At 73.0% G+C, this 15,028-nt stretch carries 13 protein-coding genes and 1 pseudogene; 9 read left to right on the top strand and 5 right to left on the bottom strand.

Features of this window, described 5'->3' with window-relative positions; translation table 11 throughout:
• Positions 1–204: 204 nt before the first annotated feature.
• Positions 205–891: a bifunctional DNA primase/polymerase gene (locus JS521_RS14895; RefSeq protein ID WP_205083473.1), complete on the bottom strand. Its 687-nt coding sequence runs from the start codon at positions 889–891 to the stop codon at positions 205–207.
• 302 nt (positions 892–1,193) lie between these two features.
• On the opposite strand from JS521_RS14895, the gene JS521_RS14900 reads away from it, so the two are divergent.
• Together JS521_RS14900 and JS521_RS14905 are read left to right on the top strand one after the other, a co-directional pair.
• A complete protein-coding gene (locus tag JS521_RS14900; protein WP_205083460.1) occupies positions 1,194–2,576 on the top strand; it encodes an NsdA family TPR-like regulatory protein in 1,383 nt (460 codons plus the stop codon).
• 211 nt (positions 2,577–2,787) lie between these two features.
• Positions 2,788–4,476: a hypothetical protein gene (locus JS521_RS14905; RefSeq protein ID WP_205083461.1), complete on the top strand. Its 1,689-nt coding sequence runs from the start codon at positions 2,788–2,790 to the stop codon at positions 4,474–4,476.
• A 27-nt stretch (positions 4,477–4,503) separates the two neighbouring features.
• Here JS521_RS14905 and JS521_RS14910 read toward each other — a convergent pair whose 3' ends face one another.
• Positions 4,504–5,775 (bottom strand): ABC transporter substrate-binding protein, encoded by a 1,272-nt coding sequence (locus JS521_RS14910; RefSeq protein WP_205083462.1) that lies wholly within the window; start codon positions 5,773–5,775, stop codon positions 4,504–4,506.
• A gap of 174 nt (positions 5,776–5,949) precedes the next feature.
• Here JS521_RS14910 and JS521_RS14915 point away from each other — a divergent pair, with 174 nt between their 5' ends.
• Together JS521_RS14915 and purU are read left to right on the top strand one after the other, a co-directional pair.
• Positions 5,950–6,396: an SCO4402 family protein gene (locus JS521_RS14915; protein ID WP_205083474.1), complete on the top strand. Its 447-nt coding sequence runs from the start codon at positions 5,950–5,952 to the stop codon at positions 6,394–6,396.
• Between the two features lie 28 nt (positions 6,397–6,424).
• Complete coding sequence (gene purU, locus JS521_RS14920) at positions 6,425–7,330, top strand: formyltetrahydrofolate deformylase (protein ID WP_205083463.1); 906 nt, start codon at positions 6,425–6,427, stop codon at positions 7,328–7,330.
• Between the two features lie 18 nt (positions 7,331–7,348).
• On the opposite strand, the gene JS521_RS14925 is transcribed toward purU, so the two are convergent.
• Together JS521_RS14925 and JS521_RS14930 are read right to left on the bottom strand one after the other, a co-directional pair.
• Entirely contained in the window at positions 7,349–8,746 is a 1,398-nt protein-coding gene (locus JS521_RS14925) for a maleylpyruvate isomerase N-terminal domain-containing protein (protein ID WP_205083464.1), read from the bottom strand.
• Positions 8,743–9,336: an RNA polymerase sigma factor gene (locus tag JS521_RS14930; RefSeq protein WP_205083465.1), complete on the bottom strand. Its 594-nt coding sequence runs from the start codon at positions 9,334–9,336 to the stop codon at positions 8,743–8,745. The genes JS521_RS14925 and JS521_RS14930 overlap by 4 nt, the downstream gene beginning before the upstream one ends.
• Before the next feature lie 330 nt (positions 9,337–9,666).
• Between JS521_RS14930 and JS521_RS14935 the strand changes: the two genes are divergently transcribed.
• Both JS521_RS14935 and JS521_RS14940 read left to right on the top strand, forming a co-directional pair.
• Positions 9,667–10,041 (top strand): STAS domain-containing protein, encoded by a 375-nt coding sequence (locus JS521_RS14935; RefSeq protein WP_205083466.1) that lies wholly within the window; start codon positions 9,667–9,669, stop codon positions 10,039–10,041.
• An 84-nt stretch (positions 10,042–10,125) separates the two neighbouring features.
• The gene (locus tag JS521_RS14940) at positions 10,126–10,647 is read left to right on the top strand and encodes an EF-hand domain-containing protein (protein ID WP_205083467.1); all 522 of its coding nucleotides are present in this window, start codon (positions 10,126–10,128) and stop codon (positions 10,645–10,647) included.
• 66 nt (positions 10,648–10,713) lie between these two features.
• Here the strand turns inward: JS521_RS14940 and JS521_RS14945 are convergent, their stop codons facing one another.
• Positions 10,714–12,285, bottom strand: a complete 1,572-nt coding sequence (locus tag JS521_RS14945) for a class I adenylate-forming enzyme family protein (protein WP_205083468.1) — start codon at positions 12,283–12,285, stop codon at positions 10,714–10,716.
• A gap of 188 nt (positions 12,286–12,473) precedes the next feature.
• On the opposite strand from JS521_RS14945, the gene JS521_RS14950 reads away from it, so the two are divergent.
• From JS521_RS14950 to JS521_RS36650, 3 genes and pseudogenes are all read left to right on the top strand, one after another.
• Complete coding sequence (locus JS521_RS14950) at positions 12,474–13,673, top strand: amidohydrolase family protein (protein WP_205083469.1); 1,200 nt, start codon at positions 12,474–12,476, stop codon at positions 13,671–13,673.
• Positions 13,674–13,687: 14 nt separating this feature from the next.
• Positions 13,688–14,845, top strand: coding sequence for an acyl-CoA dehydrogenase family protein (locus tag JS521_RS14955; protein WP_205083470.1), 1,158 nt, complete (start codon positions 13,688–13,690; stop codon positions 14,843–14,845).
• A 7-nt stretch (positions 14,846–14,852) separates the two neighbouring features.
• Positions 14,853–15,028 (top strand): annotated as a pseudogene (locus tag JS521_RS36650) (acyl-CoA dehydrogenase); the annotation flags it as partial.

Here is a 15,028-nt window from a genome sequence, read left to right on the forward strand (position 1 = left end):
CCCACCCCGCCCCCGCCCCCCCCCCCCCACCCCCCATCACCCCGCCCGGGTCCCGTCGGGGGGGGGCGCACCTCGGCCCCCCCGCCTGTCGCCGCGTCCGTCGCCGCCTCTGTCTCCGTACGCGCATCTGCCCGGTCCGGCATGGCACAGCCTTTCGATGGTCCCCACGTGGTGGGGACCACCCTACGAAAGGCCCCTGGCGCCCTACGAGGCCCGGGCGCGGGCGTCGGCCGCCTCCCGGGCGCAGGCGTACGCCAGCGGGCTGATCAGCTCGTCCACATCGGGCAGCCAGCGGTTGGCGTGGGTGGGCCGGCGGGCCCACTGCACGGCGCCCCGGCCGCCGACCCGGGTGGGCGGGGCCGCGACGTAGTGGCCCTCGCCGCGGCCGGTCAGATCGATCGCCTCGGCGTTCCAGCCGAGCGCGCGCACCAGCTCGGCGGCCTTGGCGGCGCCGCCCGGCAGCACGAAGAACAGCATCCGGCGGTCGGGGGTGCGGGTGACCGGGCCGAGCGTCAGGTCCATCCGCTCCATCCGGGCCAGCGCCAGGAAGCCCGCGGACTCGGGGACCTCCAGCGCGTCGAAGGCCCGGCCGGCCGGCAGCAGCACCGAGGCGCGGGGCTGCCGGGTCCACATGCGCCGGGCCGCGGCCCCGCTGCCGGTCGCCTGACCCGCCCAGTCCGGCCGGTCCGCGTGGGCGCCGGGCAGGGCGCAGCCGGCGTCGCCGCACGAGCACCGCTCCCCGCCGCCCACCGCCTCCAGCCAGGTGCCGGGGAACACGTCCCAGTGACGCTCTTCCGCATACCGCACCGCGGCGTCGAGCAGCGGCTCGCTCCGCTGCTGAGGGACCTGCGCGGCTTCCGTGACTTTGCTGGGCTCTTCCACGCCCAGCACAACTCCCGCCGTCACCTGGGGTTACGGCCTCCCCTGAACCGGGGCCCGGCGCATCGATCCTGCACGCGGGGCGCACCGGTGCACGGGCGGGGGCGCGCGTGAGGCGTCGCACCGAAGGACGGGTAACCACCTCCAGGACCGCCGTCCAGGACCCGCTCCCGGGCCCGCGCGACGGTGCAACGCGCCATGTCCGTACCGAGTCCGTCCCGAATGCCGATGGAATATGCGCATTTCTTGAGTATGTGCCGGGCAGTGATCCCTTCCACCGATCACTGCACATAACCGATATTTCAGGGGGACATATGGCTGCAAGGCCTCTCGTAGCCCGCCAGCCCAACGAACGGCTCCAGACGCTCATCCAGGAGGCCGCCTGCTCCAACGCGGGCCTCGCGCGCCGGGTGAACATGGTCGGCGCCGAGCGGGGGCTCGATCTGCGCTACGACAAGACCTCCGTGGCCCGGTGGCTGCGCGGACAGCAGCCCCGGGGCCGGGCCCCGGGGATCATCGCCGAGGCGCTGGGCCGCAAGCTGGGCCGTACGGTCACGATCGAGGAGATCGGCATGGCCAACGGCAAGAACCTGGCCTCCGGCGTCGGCCTCCAGTACGCGCCGAGCGTCGCCGGGGCCGTCGAGCAGGTCTGCGAGCTGTGGCGCAGCGACGTGGGCCGCCGCGATCTGCTCGCCGGGTCGGCGGTCGCCGCGTCCGCGCTGGTCGAGCCCAGCCGGGACTGGCTGATCTCGGGCCCGGACGCGCAGGTCGAGCGGACGGCGGGGGCCCGGGTGGGCATGTCCGACGTCGAGGCGGTGCGGGCGACGACCGCCGCGCTGACCGACCTCGACCACCGTTTCGGCAGCGGCCATGTGCGGCCGGTGCTCGTGCACTACCTCAACAGCGTGGTCTCCGGGCTGCTTTCGGGGGCGTACCGCGAACAGGTGGGACGCGAGCTGTTCGGCGCGGTGGCCCGCCTCACCGAGCTCGGCGGCTACATGGCGGTCGACACCGGCCAGCCGGGCCTGGCCCAGCGCTACTACATCCAGGCGCTGCGCCTGGCCCAGGCGGCGGGCGACCGGGCGTACGGCGGCTATGTGCTCGCCGCCTCGATGAGCCATCTCGCCGCCCAGCTCGGCAACCCCCGCGAGATCGCCCAACTGGCCCGCGCCGCGCAGGAAGGGGCTCGGGGGCAGGTCACGCCCCGCGCCCAGGCGATGTTCTACGCGGCGGAGGCCCGGGGGCACGCGCTGCTCGGGGACGCCCGGACCTGCCACGCGGTGACGGGGCGGGCGGTCGCCGCGCTGGAGCAGGCCGACCCGGACTCCGGCGACGACCCGGTCTGGATCCGGCACTTCGACGCCGGCTACCTCGCGGACGAACTGGCGCACTGCCACCGGGACCTGGGGCAGCCGCACGAGGCCGCCCGGCGGGCCAAGGAGGCGCTCGCCGCGCTGCCGGAGACCAGGGCCCGGCGGCGCGGCATCGCGCTGGTGCTGCTCGCCTCGGCCCAGGTGCAGCAGCGGGAGGTGGAGCGGGCGTGCCACACGGGGACGCGGGCGATGGAGCTGCTGTCGACGGTGCGCTCCAGCCGGGGCGCCGAATATCTCGACGACCTCCAGCAGCGGCTCACGCCCTACGGGGAGGAGCCCGCGGTGCGGGAGTTCGGCGAGCGGCTGGAGCTCCAGGCAGCGTGATGGAGGGGTGGTCGCCCGGGGCGGTCCGGGCCGCTTCCGGGGCGTTCCGGGAGCCCGGCGCGGCGGTCCGGTCCTATAACAGCGTCGTGGGGCCACGGGATGTTACCCACCCTGTGAAGGGGTCGTGAGGGGCACCACGCGCTTGGCGGAGGCGGGCGGCCACCCGATAGCGTGAGCCGACGATTCCGTAGGTTCACACGTAGGAGTCCCGGTGACGCAGAGCGGACAGGGCGGGCAGGGCGGACACGGCGGCGAGCATCAGCTCCCCGCCGCACGACCCGCGCACGAGGGTGTCGTGCTGCCCGCCGACGGCAGCGCCCCCTGGACCCCGGGGGAACCCGCGGGCGGGCAGGGCGGGCAGGACGGGCGGCAGGGGGCTCCCGCGGGCGGTGAGCCGTGGGGCCAGACCTGGGGTTCGCAGACCGCCGGGGCGGCGCAGCAGGACCAGCAGGCGCAGCAGGGCTACGGCTACCCGCAGGCCCAGGGACAGGGACAGGCGTCCTACGGAGATCCGCCTGCCCAGCCCCTGCCGCCCGCGCAGCAGACGCCGGGCCCGGAGTCGTACCAGCAGCCCGGCTCCTATCAGCAACCCCAGCAGCCCGGCTCCTATCAGCAGCCGGAGCAGCCCGGTGCGTACCAGCCGCAGTACCAGCAGCCACACCAGCACGACCAGCAGCACCAGTACGGCCAGCAGCACCAGTCGCAGCAGCCTCCGTCCTCGTCCCAGCCGCTTCCGTACGCGCAGCCGCTGCCGCCGGAGGCCGGGGCGGGCGCTCAGGGCGCTCAGAGCGGCCACGGCGGCCAGGGCGGCGGCCACGGGGCTCCGGTTCCCGGCGGTGACGCGGACGCCACGCAGTACATCGCGCCCGTCCCCGGCGGCCCCGGCCCCGTGGGACCGCAGCCGGGCGGCGGGGACGCCGACGCGACCCAGTACATACCCCCGGTGCCGGGCGGAGCCCCGTACGGGATCAGGCCGGGTGCGCCGGGGGACCGGCAGCCGCCCGCGGAGTTCGACAACCTGTTCCGCAACGACGAACCGGCGTGCGCCACACAGCAGTTGCCGCAGTTCGACGCGGGGCAGCAGCCCCCGTCCCCGTACCAGCAGCAGGGCTACCAGCCCCAGCAGCAGCCCCAGCAGCAGCCCCAGGGCGGCCAGTTGCCGCCGCAGGCGCCCGGTGGCTACCAGTCCGGCCTCCAGGGCTTCCAGGGCCGTGCGGAGCAGGACGGGGCGGTCCCGCAGCAGAGCGGCGAGCCGCCGCGCCGGCGGTCCGCGCACGTTCCGCTGATCGCCGCGGTCGTCGTCGGCTGCGCGGTCATCGGACTCGGCGCGGGCGCGCTGTGGAGCCTCGGCGGCGATTCCGAGGGGGACGACAAGCAGCCGGTGGCCGCGCAGAGTTCACCGGCCGAGGCGGAGCCCACCACCAAGGCGGCGCCGCCCGACCCGGCGAAGCCGCAGGCCGAGGCGCTGGACAAGCTGCTGGCCGACAGCAACAACAGCCGGTCCGCGGTGATCAGCGCGGTCGAGAAGATCAAGTCCTGCAAGGACCTGGACCGGGCGGACGCCGACCTCAGGGGCGCTGCCCAGCAGCGCCGCGACCTGGTGACCAGGCTCGAAGGACTGACCGTCGACAAGCTCCCGCAGAACGCGAAGCTCACGGCCGCGCTGAACCGGGCGTGGAAGGCATCGGCGGCGGCCGACGACCACTACGCCACCTGGGCGCGGCAGGCCAAGAAGAACAAGTCCGTCTGCAAGGGCGGCCAGGCCCGGTCGACGAACGAGACGGCCAAGGCCAACCAGCAGAGCGGGGTCGCCACCCAGGCCAAGCGCGAGGCGTCCACCCTCTGGAACGCGATCGCGGGCAAGTACAGCCTGACCAAGCACACGCCCACCGAGCTCTGAGGCCGCCGGACACCCCCAGGGCAGGCCCTAGGTGCGCGGGGCGTCCGTCAGGGCGTCCGCGACGTCCACGAAGCCCTTCTTCTGGGCGGTGAGACGGCCCTCGCGGACCACCTGGAACGTCACCTTCGTATTGACGATGCGCGGGTAGCCCAACGTGCCGACCAGGTCCTTGAAGCGCCAGCGGAGCGTCGGGGTCAGGCCGCCGGTGTCGACCTCGACGCCCCCGTTGAGCGCGGCCACGACCCGGCCCGACGTGACGCCCTCGTCACCGACCGCCCCGACCGCCGCCCGCAGCGCCGTGTACGCGATCCACGTCGTCTGCACGGCGGTGTCGTCCGGGTCGATGCGGTTGTCCCCGAAGGCGTACTTCCCGATCACGTCGCGCATCTGCTGCCAGCGCGCGTTCCTCGCGTCCGGGTACCAGCCGGTGACGTAGGCGCCCTCGAAGGGGCTGTTCCGGCCGCCCGTGCGGTTGATGAGCGGCTGGCTGACGCTGCCCAGCACGGAGGAGATCCTGACCTGCCCGTCATCCGGCTCCAGCCGGCGGAAGGAGTCGAAGAACGTCTCCGTACGGGCGCCGAGCACCGCCGTCACGCAGCCGCCCCCGGACCGCTCCAGCGCCTGCGCGGCCTGCTCGTCGTAGGACGTGGCGTCCAGGGGGGCCAGGATGTCGGTGGAGGCGGGCCGGTGGGCGGCCATCAGCCCGTTGTTGAGCAGCGGCGGCATGCCGTCGCCGCCGATCGAGTCGGGCCGCACCAGCGAGACCCGGGTGCAGCTGTTGCCCAACTGCCGTCCGTGGCCCGCCAGCAGGGCCGACTGGCCGCCGTTGACCGGGTACGAGAGGTAGCTGCTGAACTCCTCGGTGGAGGCGCCGTACCCGCCGATGTACGGGACGCCGCCCGCCTCCAGCGCGGGCATGAAGCTCTGGCCGTGGCGGCTGTACGAGCCGACGACGGCGGCCACCTTCTTGTCGACGGCCTCCCGCGCGCACCGCTCGGCGCCGAGCGAGGTGTCGCCCTCGTCGCAGACGACCACCCGCAGCTCGCGCCCGTCGATGCCGCCGGTGTCGTTGACCCAGCGGGCGTACGTCTGCGCCATCGCGGGCACCCCGGCCATCTTCACCGCGTTGATGTCCTCCGACCGGTCGGGGGCCCAGGTCATCACGGTGACGTGCTCCCTGGAACCCCCCGTGGTTCCAGGGAGCACGCCGCAGCCGGACAGCAGGAGCGCCCCCGCCGCCGCCGCGCTGATGACGCCCGGGAGGGGGCGGGGAAAGGTGGGGCGTCGCCGTCCGGTCATGGCAAAGGACCCTCCCGGGCCCGGGGTAACGGCGCGGTGTGCCGTGCTCAACGCTCGGTGACGTCCAGGTGAATTACGGGGGCCCGTGCGGAGGTGCGGTGAAGGAACGTACGATCGGGCACCGTGCAGCAAGGTTCGGAGAACTCTTCCCGTCGCGGCCGTCGCTCCTCCACCATGGGCGGCATGCCGCTCACTGACATGCCGTGGTGGCGCTGGCGCACCAACGTGCGCTCGGCGCTGCACATGCTCTCCGACCCCGTCTTCCACCACGAGTGCTGGCTCGCCGGCCGGGAAGGGTACGGGGACGTCACCGACGCCGTGTACCGCCTGGTCGAGGACACCTGGCTCGACAACTGGTCCGCCGAGAAGTACGTCGGCACCATATTCAGGGACTCCGCCGAGGCCGCCGCCGTGGACGCGGCCGCCCTGCGGGTGCTGCGGATCATGCACCAGGTCGGCGCGGACGCCCCCGTCTCCGCCTATCTGGAGCACCACGGCTGGCCCGAGGCCGTCCACGCCGCGCGCGAGGCCCATGTGATGCTCGCCACCAACGACGCGGAGGATCCGGACATACCGCCGCGCTCGCTGGAGGTCATCCGCATCATGACCAGGGCCGCCTAGCACGGGCCGGGTGTGGCACGCTACGAGGATGACCGCGCCACAGCCCGCCCCCGCCACCTCCGTCGCCCCGGACGCCGCCGCGACGACCGAGCAGTACGTCCTCACGCTCTCCTGCCCCGACAAACAGGGCATCGTGCACGCCGTGTCGAGCTACCTCTTCATGACCGGCTGCAACATCGAGGACAGTCAGCAGTTCGGGGACCACGACACGGGTCTGTTCTTCATGCGCGTCCACTTCTCGGCGGACGCCACCGTGACCGTGGACAAGCTGCGCGCCAGCTTCGCGGCGATCGGCGAGGCCTTCCGGATGGACTGGCAGATCCACCGGTCGGACGAGAGGATGCGGATCGTGCTGATGGTCAGCAAGTTCGGCCACTGCCTCAACGACCTGCTGTTCCGCTCCCGTACGGGCGCGCTGCCGGTGGAGATCGCGGCCGTCGTCTCCAACCACACGGACTTCGCCGAGCTGGTCGCCTCGTACGGCGTCCCCTTCCGGCACCTCCCGGTGACCAAGGACAACAAGCCGGAGGCGGAGGCGGCGCTGCTGGAGCTGGTCCGCGAGGAGAACGTCGAGCTGGTGGTCCTGGCCCGCTACATGCAGGTCCTCTCCGACGACCTGTGCAAGCAGCTCAGCGGCCGGATCATCAACATCCACCACTCGTTCCTGCCGAGCTTCAAGGGCGCCAAGCCCTACCACCAGGCGCACGCGCGCGGCGTGAAGCTGATCGGCGCGACCGCGCACTACGTGACGGCCGACCTCGACGAGGGCCCGATCATCGAGCAGGAGGTCGAGCGCGTCGGCCACGACGTCACCCCCGACCAGCTGGTCGCCATCGGCCGGGACGTGGAGTGCCAGGCGCTGGCGCGCGCGGTGAAGTGGCACGCGGAGCGGCGCATCCTGCTCAACGGCCGCCGTACGGTGATCTTCGCGTAGCGGCTCTGCAGCGCCGGTTCAGAGCCGGCTGAGGGAGGCCGCCGCGAACAGCACGTCGCGGATGGCCTCGCGGTCGCCCTCCTGGCCCGCCGCCGCTTCCACCGGCGAGATGTGGCCCGCGACGAGCCGGCAGAACTCGACCCCGTCCAGCGCCACCTGCGCCACGGCGCGTTCGGGCGAGCCGACGGCGGCCGGCGAGTCCAGCGCGATGTACCAGTCGCCTCCGCCGTGGCCCTCGATCTCCAGATGGAGCGAGCGGCCCGGCGCGCCCGCTGCGACGAGGTCTTTCGCGGGTCCGGCCAGTCCGGCGCTGCGGCGGCCCGCGAGGGCGGCCGGAAGCATCCGGGCCGCCAGGTCGATCATGCGGTGCAGATGGGCGGCGGACGGGGCCTGGTACGGGTAGTCGACGGCGTCGGCGATGTCCCCGCCGTGCACCCAGCACTCGAAGGCGCGGTCCAGCAGGGCGTCCTGGAGGGGCAGGGCGAAGGCCCCGTAGGAGACGGACGTCTCGGCGACGTTCCGCCCGGCGAAGGACGCCGTACGGATCAGCTCGTGGCTCTGGGCCCGCCAGGGCTCGCGGACGGCCCGGGTGGGCGGCCGGCGCGTCGCCGCCCAGTACGTCTCGGTGCGCTCGGTGGGGTCCAACGGAGCCTTGCCGCCGTCGAGCGGGTCGTCGAGTCCGAGCGCGGCGGACAGCAGCCCGTCGACCGCCGTCAGATGGCCGATCACCCCGGCGACGGTGGTCCTGCGGCTGACCTGGTGCTCCTCCTCGAACCACTGGAGCCGCACCGGGGCGTGCCATTCGGAGTCCCCGATGTCGCGGAGCAGCGCGTCGAGCCGGGCGGTCTCGGCGTCGTACGGGGCGGCCCACTCCGGCACCGGGATGCGGGCCGGGCGGCGGCCGAAGCAGCCGTCCAGCACCCGGGTGCGGAGCGTCGGGTCGAGATCGAGGGAGCCGTCGGTGTGCAGCAGTCCGACCGCGTCCCGCAGCCGCAGCGCCTCGTCCGCGCACGGGGCGCACCCGGTGAGGTGGTCCTCCACGGCGGCGGTCTCCTCGACGGAGCAGGCGGAGAGCGCCCAGGCGCCGAGGAGGGCCTTGAGCACCTGGTGGGGGAGGACGACCGGGGCGGAGGCCATGGCCGGGTCCGGGTCCGGGTCCGGGGCGGGCCCCAGCCCAAGCCCCGGCTCCGGGGCGGCGGGGTCCGGCCCAGGGCCAGGCCCGTGGCCCCGCTCGGGCTCAGGGGCGGACTGTTCCGGCACCGCCTCGTCCGGGGCGCTCCCGCCGGGCGGCGGCAGGGGAGGCAGCGGCACGGACTCCAGGTCGAGGTCGTCCGCCGCCCCGCGCGGGCCCGGTATCCGGCGGGCGCCCCGCACCTCCTCCTCGCCGCCCTCGCTCTCGCGTCCGCCGCCGGTCACCGGACCCGTCCGTAACCGGGTGGCGAGGACCCTTCGAGCGGGCGGGCGTTGGCCGTGGAGAGGAGCTGGAGCCCCAGCCGGAGCCGGCGGCGCGCCTCGTCCTCGGTGACGCCGAGATCGGCGGCGGTCTGCCGGTAGTCCCGGCGATGGATGTACGCCAGCTCCAGGGCCTCCCGCAGGGGTACGGGCATCGAGGAGACGATGTAGTCGGCGCGGGCGGCGGACGTTGCGCTGCGCACCCGCCGCTCCAGCTCCTCCGGGTCGGGTGCCGCGCCGTCGCCGTGCTCCGCCGCGTAACGGGAGGCCGCCGCGCGGCGCAGCCGCTGGACGGACTGGCGGTGGGTGAGGCGGGCCACCCAGGAACGCATCGAGCCCTGCTTCGGGTCGTACGCCTCAGGGTTCTCCCAGACCTGGGCGAAGACCTCGCGGGTCACCAGGTCGGCGGCGTCCTCGTCGTCGAGCATCCGGTGCGCCTGGCTGTGGACGAGGGCCGCGAACCGGTCATAGAGCTCGCCGAGCGCCGCCGCCTCGCCGCGGGCCAGCCTCTGCTGCATCCTGCGGTCCCAGCGGGGTGCCGTGTCCTTCGCCATGAACCCCCCAGCCCCCGGCCCTGTTGCCCAGCTCCGTTGATCCATCCTGTGCCCGTGAGGACCGAATGTAGTCCGCCGGGTGCGCGGCGCACGCGCCTTTGCGGCAACTCTTCTCCAGCGGTACGTGGCCGACGACGGTAGTCGATTTTCGGCCCGGATGGCTCCCCGTCCACTCTGATCAGCGGAAACGGGCCGAAGCGCGCCTTTCCACCGGAAACCTCCTGGGCCTCGATGGGCGTGTCGGTGTTTCATGGGGGTGCGGTTGGGCAGCCGCGAGGAGGAACGGAAACTTCCGGTACTGCCGGGAGCCCCGGAACGAGAGGTCCAGTCGTGACGCTCAAGGTGGACGAGGCGGAGCAGGGCTCCTGGGCTGTGCTGCGCATAAGCGGTGAACTCGATCTGGTGACCTCGCCCGTCGTGCGCCAGTCCGTCCACGAGGCGGTGGCGGAGGGGCAGCACGATGTGGTGCTCGATCTGTCCGAGGTGTTCTTCTGCGACTCCAGCGGCGTCGGCGTACTGATCGCCTCGCGCCGCCTGATGAAGTCCTGCGGCGGCCGGCTGCGACTGATCCTCCCGGCCCGGGGCGCGGAAGACGGTTCACACGTCAACAAGGTGCTCGGCGCCCTGGGGGTGCGCCGCCTGTTCGACGTCTACCCCGACGCGCTGTCGGCCACCGACGAGGACTGCAGGCCGCTGAGCGCCTGAGGCGGCGCCCGCCGATGCGAGGTTGTCACAGAGGAACAGCTTCTCGGTGACACGTGAGCGCCTCAAGCGTCGTACGCTCCCCGCATGGACAGCGCAGAGTACGAGCGAAAGATCGCGCACCGCTTCGCCGCCTTCGACCAGGACGGCAACGGCTATATCGATCGCGCCGATTTCAACGCCGCAGCCGCCCGTCTGCTCACCGAGTTCGGTACGACGGCCCGTTGCGACAAGGGGCAGGCGCTCTACACCGGGGCCGAGGCGTTCTGGCAGGGCATGGCGGGGATCGCCGACGTGGACGGGGACCAGCGGGTCACCCGTGAGGAGTTCGTGGGCGGGGCGGTGAAGCGGCTCCGGGACAATCCCGAGCGGTTCGCCGAGATCGCCCGCCCCTTCCTGCGGGCGGTTATCGCGGTCGCGGACGGCGGCGACGACGGCAGAGCGTCGGTGGCGGACGTGGAGCGGGCGCTCCGGGTCCTCGGGGCCAGCGCCGAGATCGCGGGCGTCGCCGCGCAGAGCCTGGACACCGACCGGGACGGGAAGGTGGCGGAGAGCGATGTGGTGTCGGCGCTCGCCGTGTACTTCACGGTGATCGAGCCCGACGCCTAGCAACCCCCGGGCGATACGGGGGCGGCGCGCCCGTCCCCGTAACGCCCCCTGCGAGGCCCTCTCGCCTCATCCGCCGAACCGTTCCCGCAGCTTGTACTTGAGCACCTTGCGCAGCGTCTCGTTGCGGGGCAGCGCGTCCAGCAGCTCCAGTTGCTCGGGCACCTTGTGGACGGAGAGCCCCGCGCCCCGCAGGTGGGCGGAGAGGCCGGCCAGGGTCAGCGGCGGGGCGTCGGGCGGCTGTTCGACCACCGCGCAGACGCGTTCGCCGCGCTCCGGGTCGGGCAGGCCGATCACCGCCGCGTCGGCGACGCCCGGGTGCGTGTGGAGCAGGTCCTCGATCTCCTTGGCGGAGATGTTCTCCCCCTTGCGGATGATGATGTCCTTCAGCCGGCCCGTGAGCGTGAGGTGGCCGCTCTCCTGGAGCCGGCCCAGGTCCCCGGTGATCAGGAACCCCTCGGCGTCGAAGGCCCCGGCGGAGGCGGCGGCGTCCAGATAGCCCTGGCAGACCGCCTCTCCGCGCAGCCGTACCTCGCCCTCCGTGCCGTACGGGAGCGGCTTGCCGTGCTCGTCGGTGATCCGGATCTCCATGCCCTCCGGCGGACGGCCCTCGGTGAGGGCCAGGTGCTCGGGGGTGTCGTCCGGGGCGCCCATGGTGATCATCGGGACCTCGGTCATGCCGTAGCCGTGGGTGAGCTGGACCCCCATCTCCCGCACCACCGCGTGGTAGACCTCCGGCGGCTTCGGGGCCCCGCCGCCCGCGAGGAGGCGGAGGGAGGGGATCAGCGGTCGGTCCGGGGCCTTGCGCTGTTCGGCCAGGAACATCGCGTAGAAGGCCGTGGACCCGCCCGCCACGGTCACCTTGTGGAGCCGGTACTCCGCCAGCGCGTCCGGCAGCGCGAACTGTTCGAACATCACCGCGGGGAACCCGTACAGCAGCAGCATCACCGTGTAGTCGGGCCCGGCGACATGGGCGTAGGGGAACGCCATCGAGCCCACGTCGTCCGCCGACAGCTTCAGCGCGTGGGCCAGGCAGGAGCCGCCCGCGATCAGCGAACGGTCGGTGTGCAGGACGCCCTTGGGGTCGGAAGTGGTGCCCGAGGTCCAGTAGATCCAGCGGACCTCCTCGCCCGAGGCCGGTTCCGGCGGTGGGGGGAGGACGGACGGGTCGCCGTCGGGGAGGGCGTCGTAGGCCTCGAAGACCCGTGGCGGGTCCGGGAGTCCGGCGGCGATCCGCTCGGCCATCGCGGTGTGGTCGAAGCCCCGCCACACGCCCGGCACCGCGAAGAACGCGGCCCCCGACTCCCGCAGCGCGAAACGCACTTCACGGTCCCGGTAGAACGGGATGACCGGGGTCTGCACGGCCCCCAGCCGGGTCAGGGCGAACGAGAGCAGGGCCGTCTCCAGCCGGGTCGGCAGTTGCCAGGCGACGACGGTCCCCGCCCGTACCCCCATCCCGTACAGGCCGGCCGCCACCCGCTCCGCACGGTCCCGCAGCTCCCCGAAGGTCAGGCTCCGGTCCTCCTGGAGCAGCACCGGGCGGTCGGGGGTGAGGGCGGCGCGGCGTTCGATCAGCTCCCAGAAGGTGCGGGAGGCGCCCAGGGCGTGGGCGGTCGCGGTCACGTCGTTCACGGCGGTCACAGCGGTCCTCCGAACTGACGGTCAGTCAGATATTGCGCAGAGCGTAGGGCTCCGTGCCTTGTCGGTCCAGGGGTGCGGGGCTAGCCTGAGTTCCGCAATCACATCTGACGGACCATCAGAAAGCGCCTGGGGCCTGGGACCTGGAGTCGGCGAGGTGCTCCCGGGTGCGCGGAGGGACGGCACACGCCATGAAGGACACGGAACTGCCTCGGATCGTCAGCGTCGACGACCATGTGATCGAACCCGCGCACCTCTTCTCCACCTGGCTCCCCGCGAAGTACCGCGAGCGCGGGCCGCAGCCGCTCACGGCGGGCATCGGGGAGCTGGCGTACACGGGCGGGAAGTACGTCATCACGATGGACCCGGACGGGCCGCCCACCGACTGGTGGATATACGAGGACCTGAAGTTCCCGTACAAGCGCAACATCGCCGCCGTCGGCTTCGACCGCGACGACATGACCCTGGAGGGCATCACCCGGGCCGAGATGCGGCCCGGGTGCTGGGATCCGGCCGAGCGCCTCAAGGACATGGACCTCAACCACGTCGAGGCCTCCCTCTGCTTCCCGACCTTCCCGCGCTTCTGCGGCCAGACCTTCGCCGAGGCGCACGACAAGGAGGTCGCCCTCGCCTGCGTGCGCGCCTACAACGACTGGATGGTCGAGGAGTGGTGCGGCGACAGCGACGGCCGGCTGATCCCGCTCTGCATCATCCCGCTCTGGGACATCGACCTCGCGGTCGCGGAGATCAGGCGGAACGCGGCGCGGGGGGTGCGCGCGGTCACCTTCTCCGAGATCCCGACCTACCTCGGGCTGCCGTCCATCCACACCGGGTACTGGGATCCGTTCTTCGCCGTCTGCCAGGAGACCGGCACCGTCGTCAACATGCACATCGGGTCCAGCTCCCAGATGCCCGCCGCCTCCCCGTACGCCCCGCCCGCCGTGCAGGCCTCGCTCTCCTTCAACAACGCGATGGCCTCGATGATGGACTTCCTCTTCAGCGGGGTGCTGGTGAAGTTCCCGACGCTGAAACTGGCTTACAGCGAGGGCCAGATGGGGTGGATCCCGTACGCCCTGGAGCGCGCCGACGACGTCTGGGAGGAGCACCGCGCCTGGGGCGGGGTGCGCGATCTGATCCCCGAGCCGCCGTCCACGTACTACTACCGGCAGATGTTCTGCTGCTTCTTCCGCGACAAGCACGGCATCGCGTCGCTGGATGTCGTCGGCCGCGACAACGCCACCTTCGAGACCGACTACCCGCACGTGGACTCGACCTTCCCGCACACCAAGGAGGTCGCCCTCGACCACGTCAAGGGACTGGACGAGGAGACCGTCCACAAACTGATGCGCGGAAACGCGATCCGCATGCTCGGCCTGGACCTGGACAAGTAGGCGGGGGCAGGGCGGTGGATCTCGCGTACACGGAGTCCGAGGAGGAGTTCCGGCGGCGGCTGCGGGAGTGGCTGTCCGGTGTCCTCCCCGGGCTGCCGCCGAAGCCCTCGCCGGACGACTGGCCCGCGCGCCGGGCGTACGACACCAGCTGGCAGCGGATGCTGTACGACGCCGGGTACGCGGGCCTGCACTGGCCGGTGGACGCGGGCGGGCGGGGCGCGACCCCCACCCAGCACCTGATCTTCCTGGAGGAGACGGAGAAGGCCGGGGCGCCCTACGTGGGCGCGAACTTCGTCGGGCTGCTGCACGCCGGGCCGACCGTCGCCGCCGAGGGCACGGCCGAGCAGCGGGCCCGCTGGCTGCCGCCCGTGCTGCGCGGCGACGAGATCTGGTGCCAGGGGTTCAGCGAGCCGGACGCCGGCTCCGACCTGGCCGCACTGCGGACGCGGGCGGTGCGCGACGGGGACGACTACGTGGTCAGCGGCAGCAAGATCTGGACCTCGCACGCGGAGGTCGCCGACTGGTGCGAACTGCTGGTGCGGACCGACCCGGGCGCGCCCAAGCACCGGGGGATCAGCTGGCTGGCCATGCCCATGGACGCGCCCGGCATCACGGTCCGGCCGCTGCGGACGCTCGCCGGGTCCACGGAGTTCGCGGAGGTGTTCCTCGACGAGGTCCGGGTGCCGGTACGCAACCGGGTCGGGGCCGAGAACGACGGCTGGCGGGTCACCATGGTCACCCTCTCCTTCGAACGCGGCACCGCCTTCGTCGGCGAGGTCGTCGCCTGCCGCCGCACCCTGGACACCCTCGCCGACGAGGCCCGGCGGACGGGGAGATGGGACGACCCGGTGCTGCGGAGGCGTCTTGGCCGCCTGAACGCCGAGTTCCGGGCCCTGTGGCGGCTCACTCAGTGGAACGTGGGGGAGTCGGAGCGCACGGGCGGCGTCCCCGGCATCGGCGGCTCGGTCTTCAAACTGCGCTACTCCGGGGCCCGCCAGGAGCTGTACGAGGCGGCGGCGGAGGTGCTGGGCGCGGCGGACGCCTTCGACCTGGACCGGGAATGGGCCCTGGACCGGCTCTCCTCCCTCTCGTACACCATCGCCGCAGGCACCTCGCAGATCCAGCGCAACATCGTCGCCGAGCGCATCCTCGGCCTGCCGAAGGGGCGCTGAGGCCGCCGTGGACTTCCAGCTCTCGGACGACCAGCGGGCCCTGCGGTCCGGGATGCGCGACCTGCTCGGGGCGGTGTTCGACCGGGACCGGCTGCGGGCGGCGGTGGAGCGGGGCGGGGCCCTGGACCGGTCGCTGTGGCGGGAGCTGGGGGCGGCCGGGTTCTTCGCGCTGCGGCTGCCGGA

Origin of the sequence: Streptomyces durocortorensis (assembly GCF_016901035.1) — a bacterium.
GTDB classification, from domain to species: Bacteria; Actinomycetota; Actinomycetes; order Streptomycetales; family Streptomycetaceae; genus Streptomyces; species Streptomyces durocortorensis.

Coding starts and splice junctions, on each gene's coding strand:
- purU (WP_205083463.1), top strand. CDS start 6,425: ATGACCGCGCCACAGCCCGCCCCCGCCACCTCCGTCGCCCCGGACGCC.
- JS521_RS14930 (WP_205083465.1), bottom strand. CDS start 9,336: ATGGCGAAGGACACGGCACCCCGCTGGGACCGCAGGATGCAGCAGAGG.
- JS521_RS14940 (WP_205083467.1), top strand. CDS start 10,126: ATGGACAGCGCAGAGTACGAGCGAAAGATCGCGCACCGCTTCGCCGCC.
- JS521_RS14950 (WP_205083469.1), top strand. CDS start 12,474: ATGAAGGACACGGAACTGCCTCGGATCGTCAGCGTCGACGACCATGTG.
- JS521_RS14910 (WP_205083462.1), bottom strand. CDS start 5,775: ATGACCGGACGGCGACGCCCCACCTTTCCCCGCCCCCTCCCGGGCGTC.
- JS521_RS14900 (WP_205083460.1), top strand. CDS start 1,194: ATGGCTGCAAGGCCTCTCGTAGCCCGCCAGCCCAACGAACGGCTCCAG.
- JS521_RS14915 (WP_205083474.1), top strand. CDS start 5,950: ATGGGCGGCATGCCGCTCACTGACATGCCGTGGTGGCGCTGGCGCACC.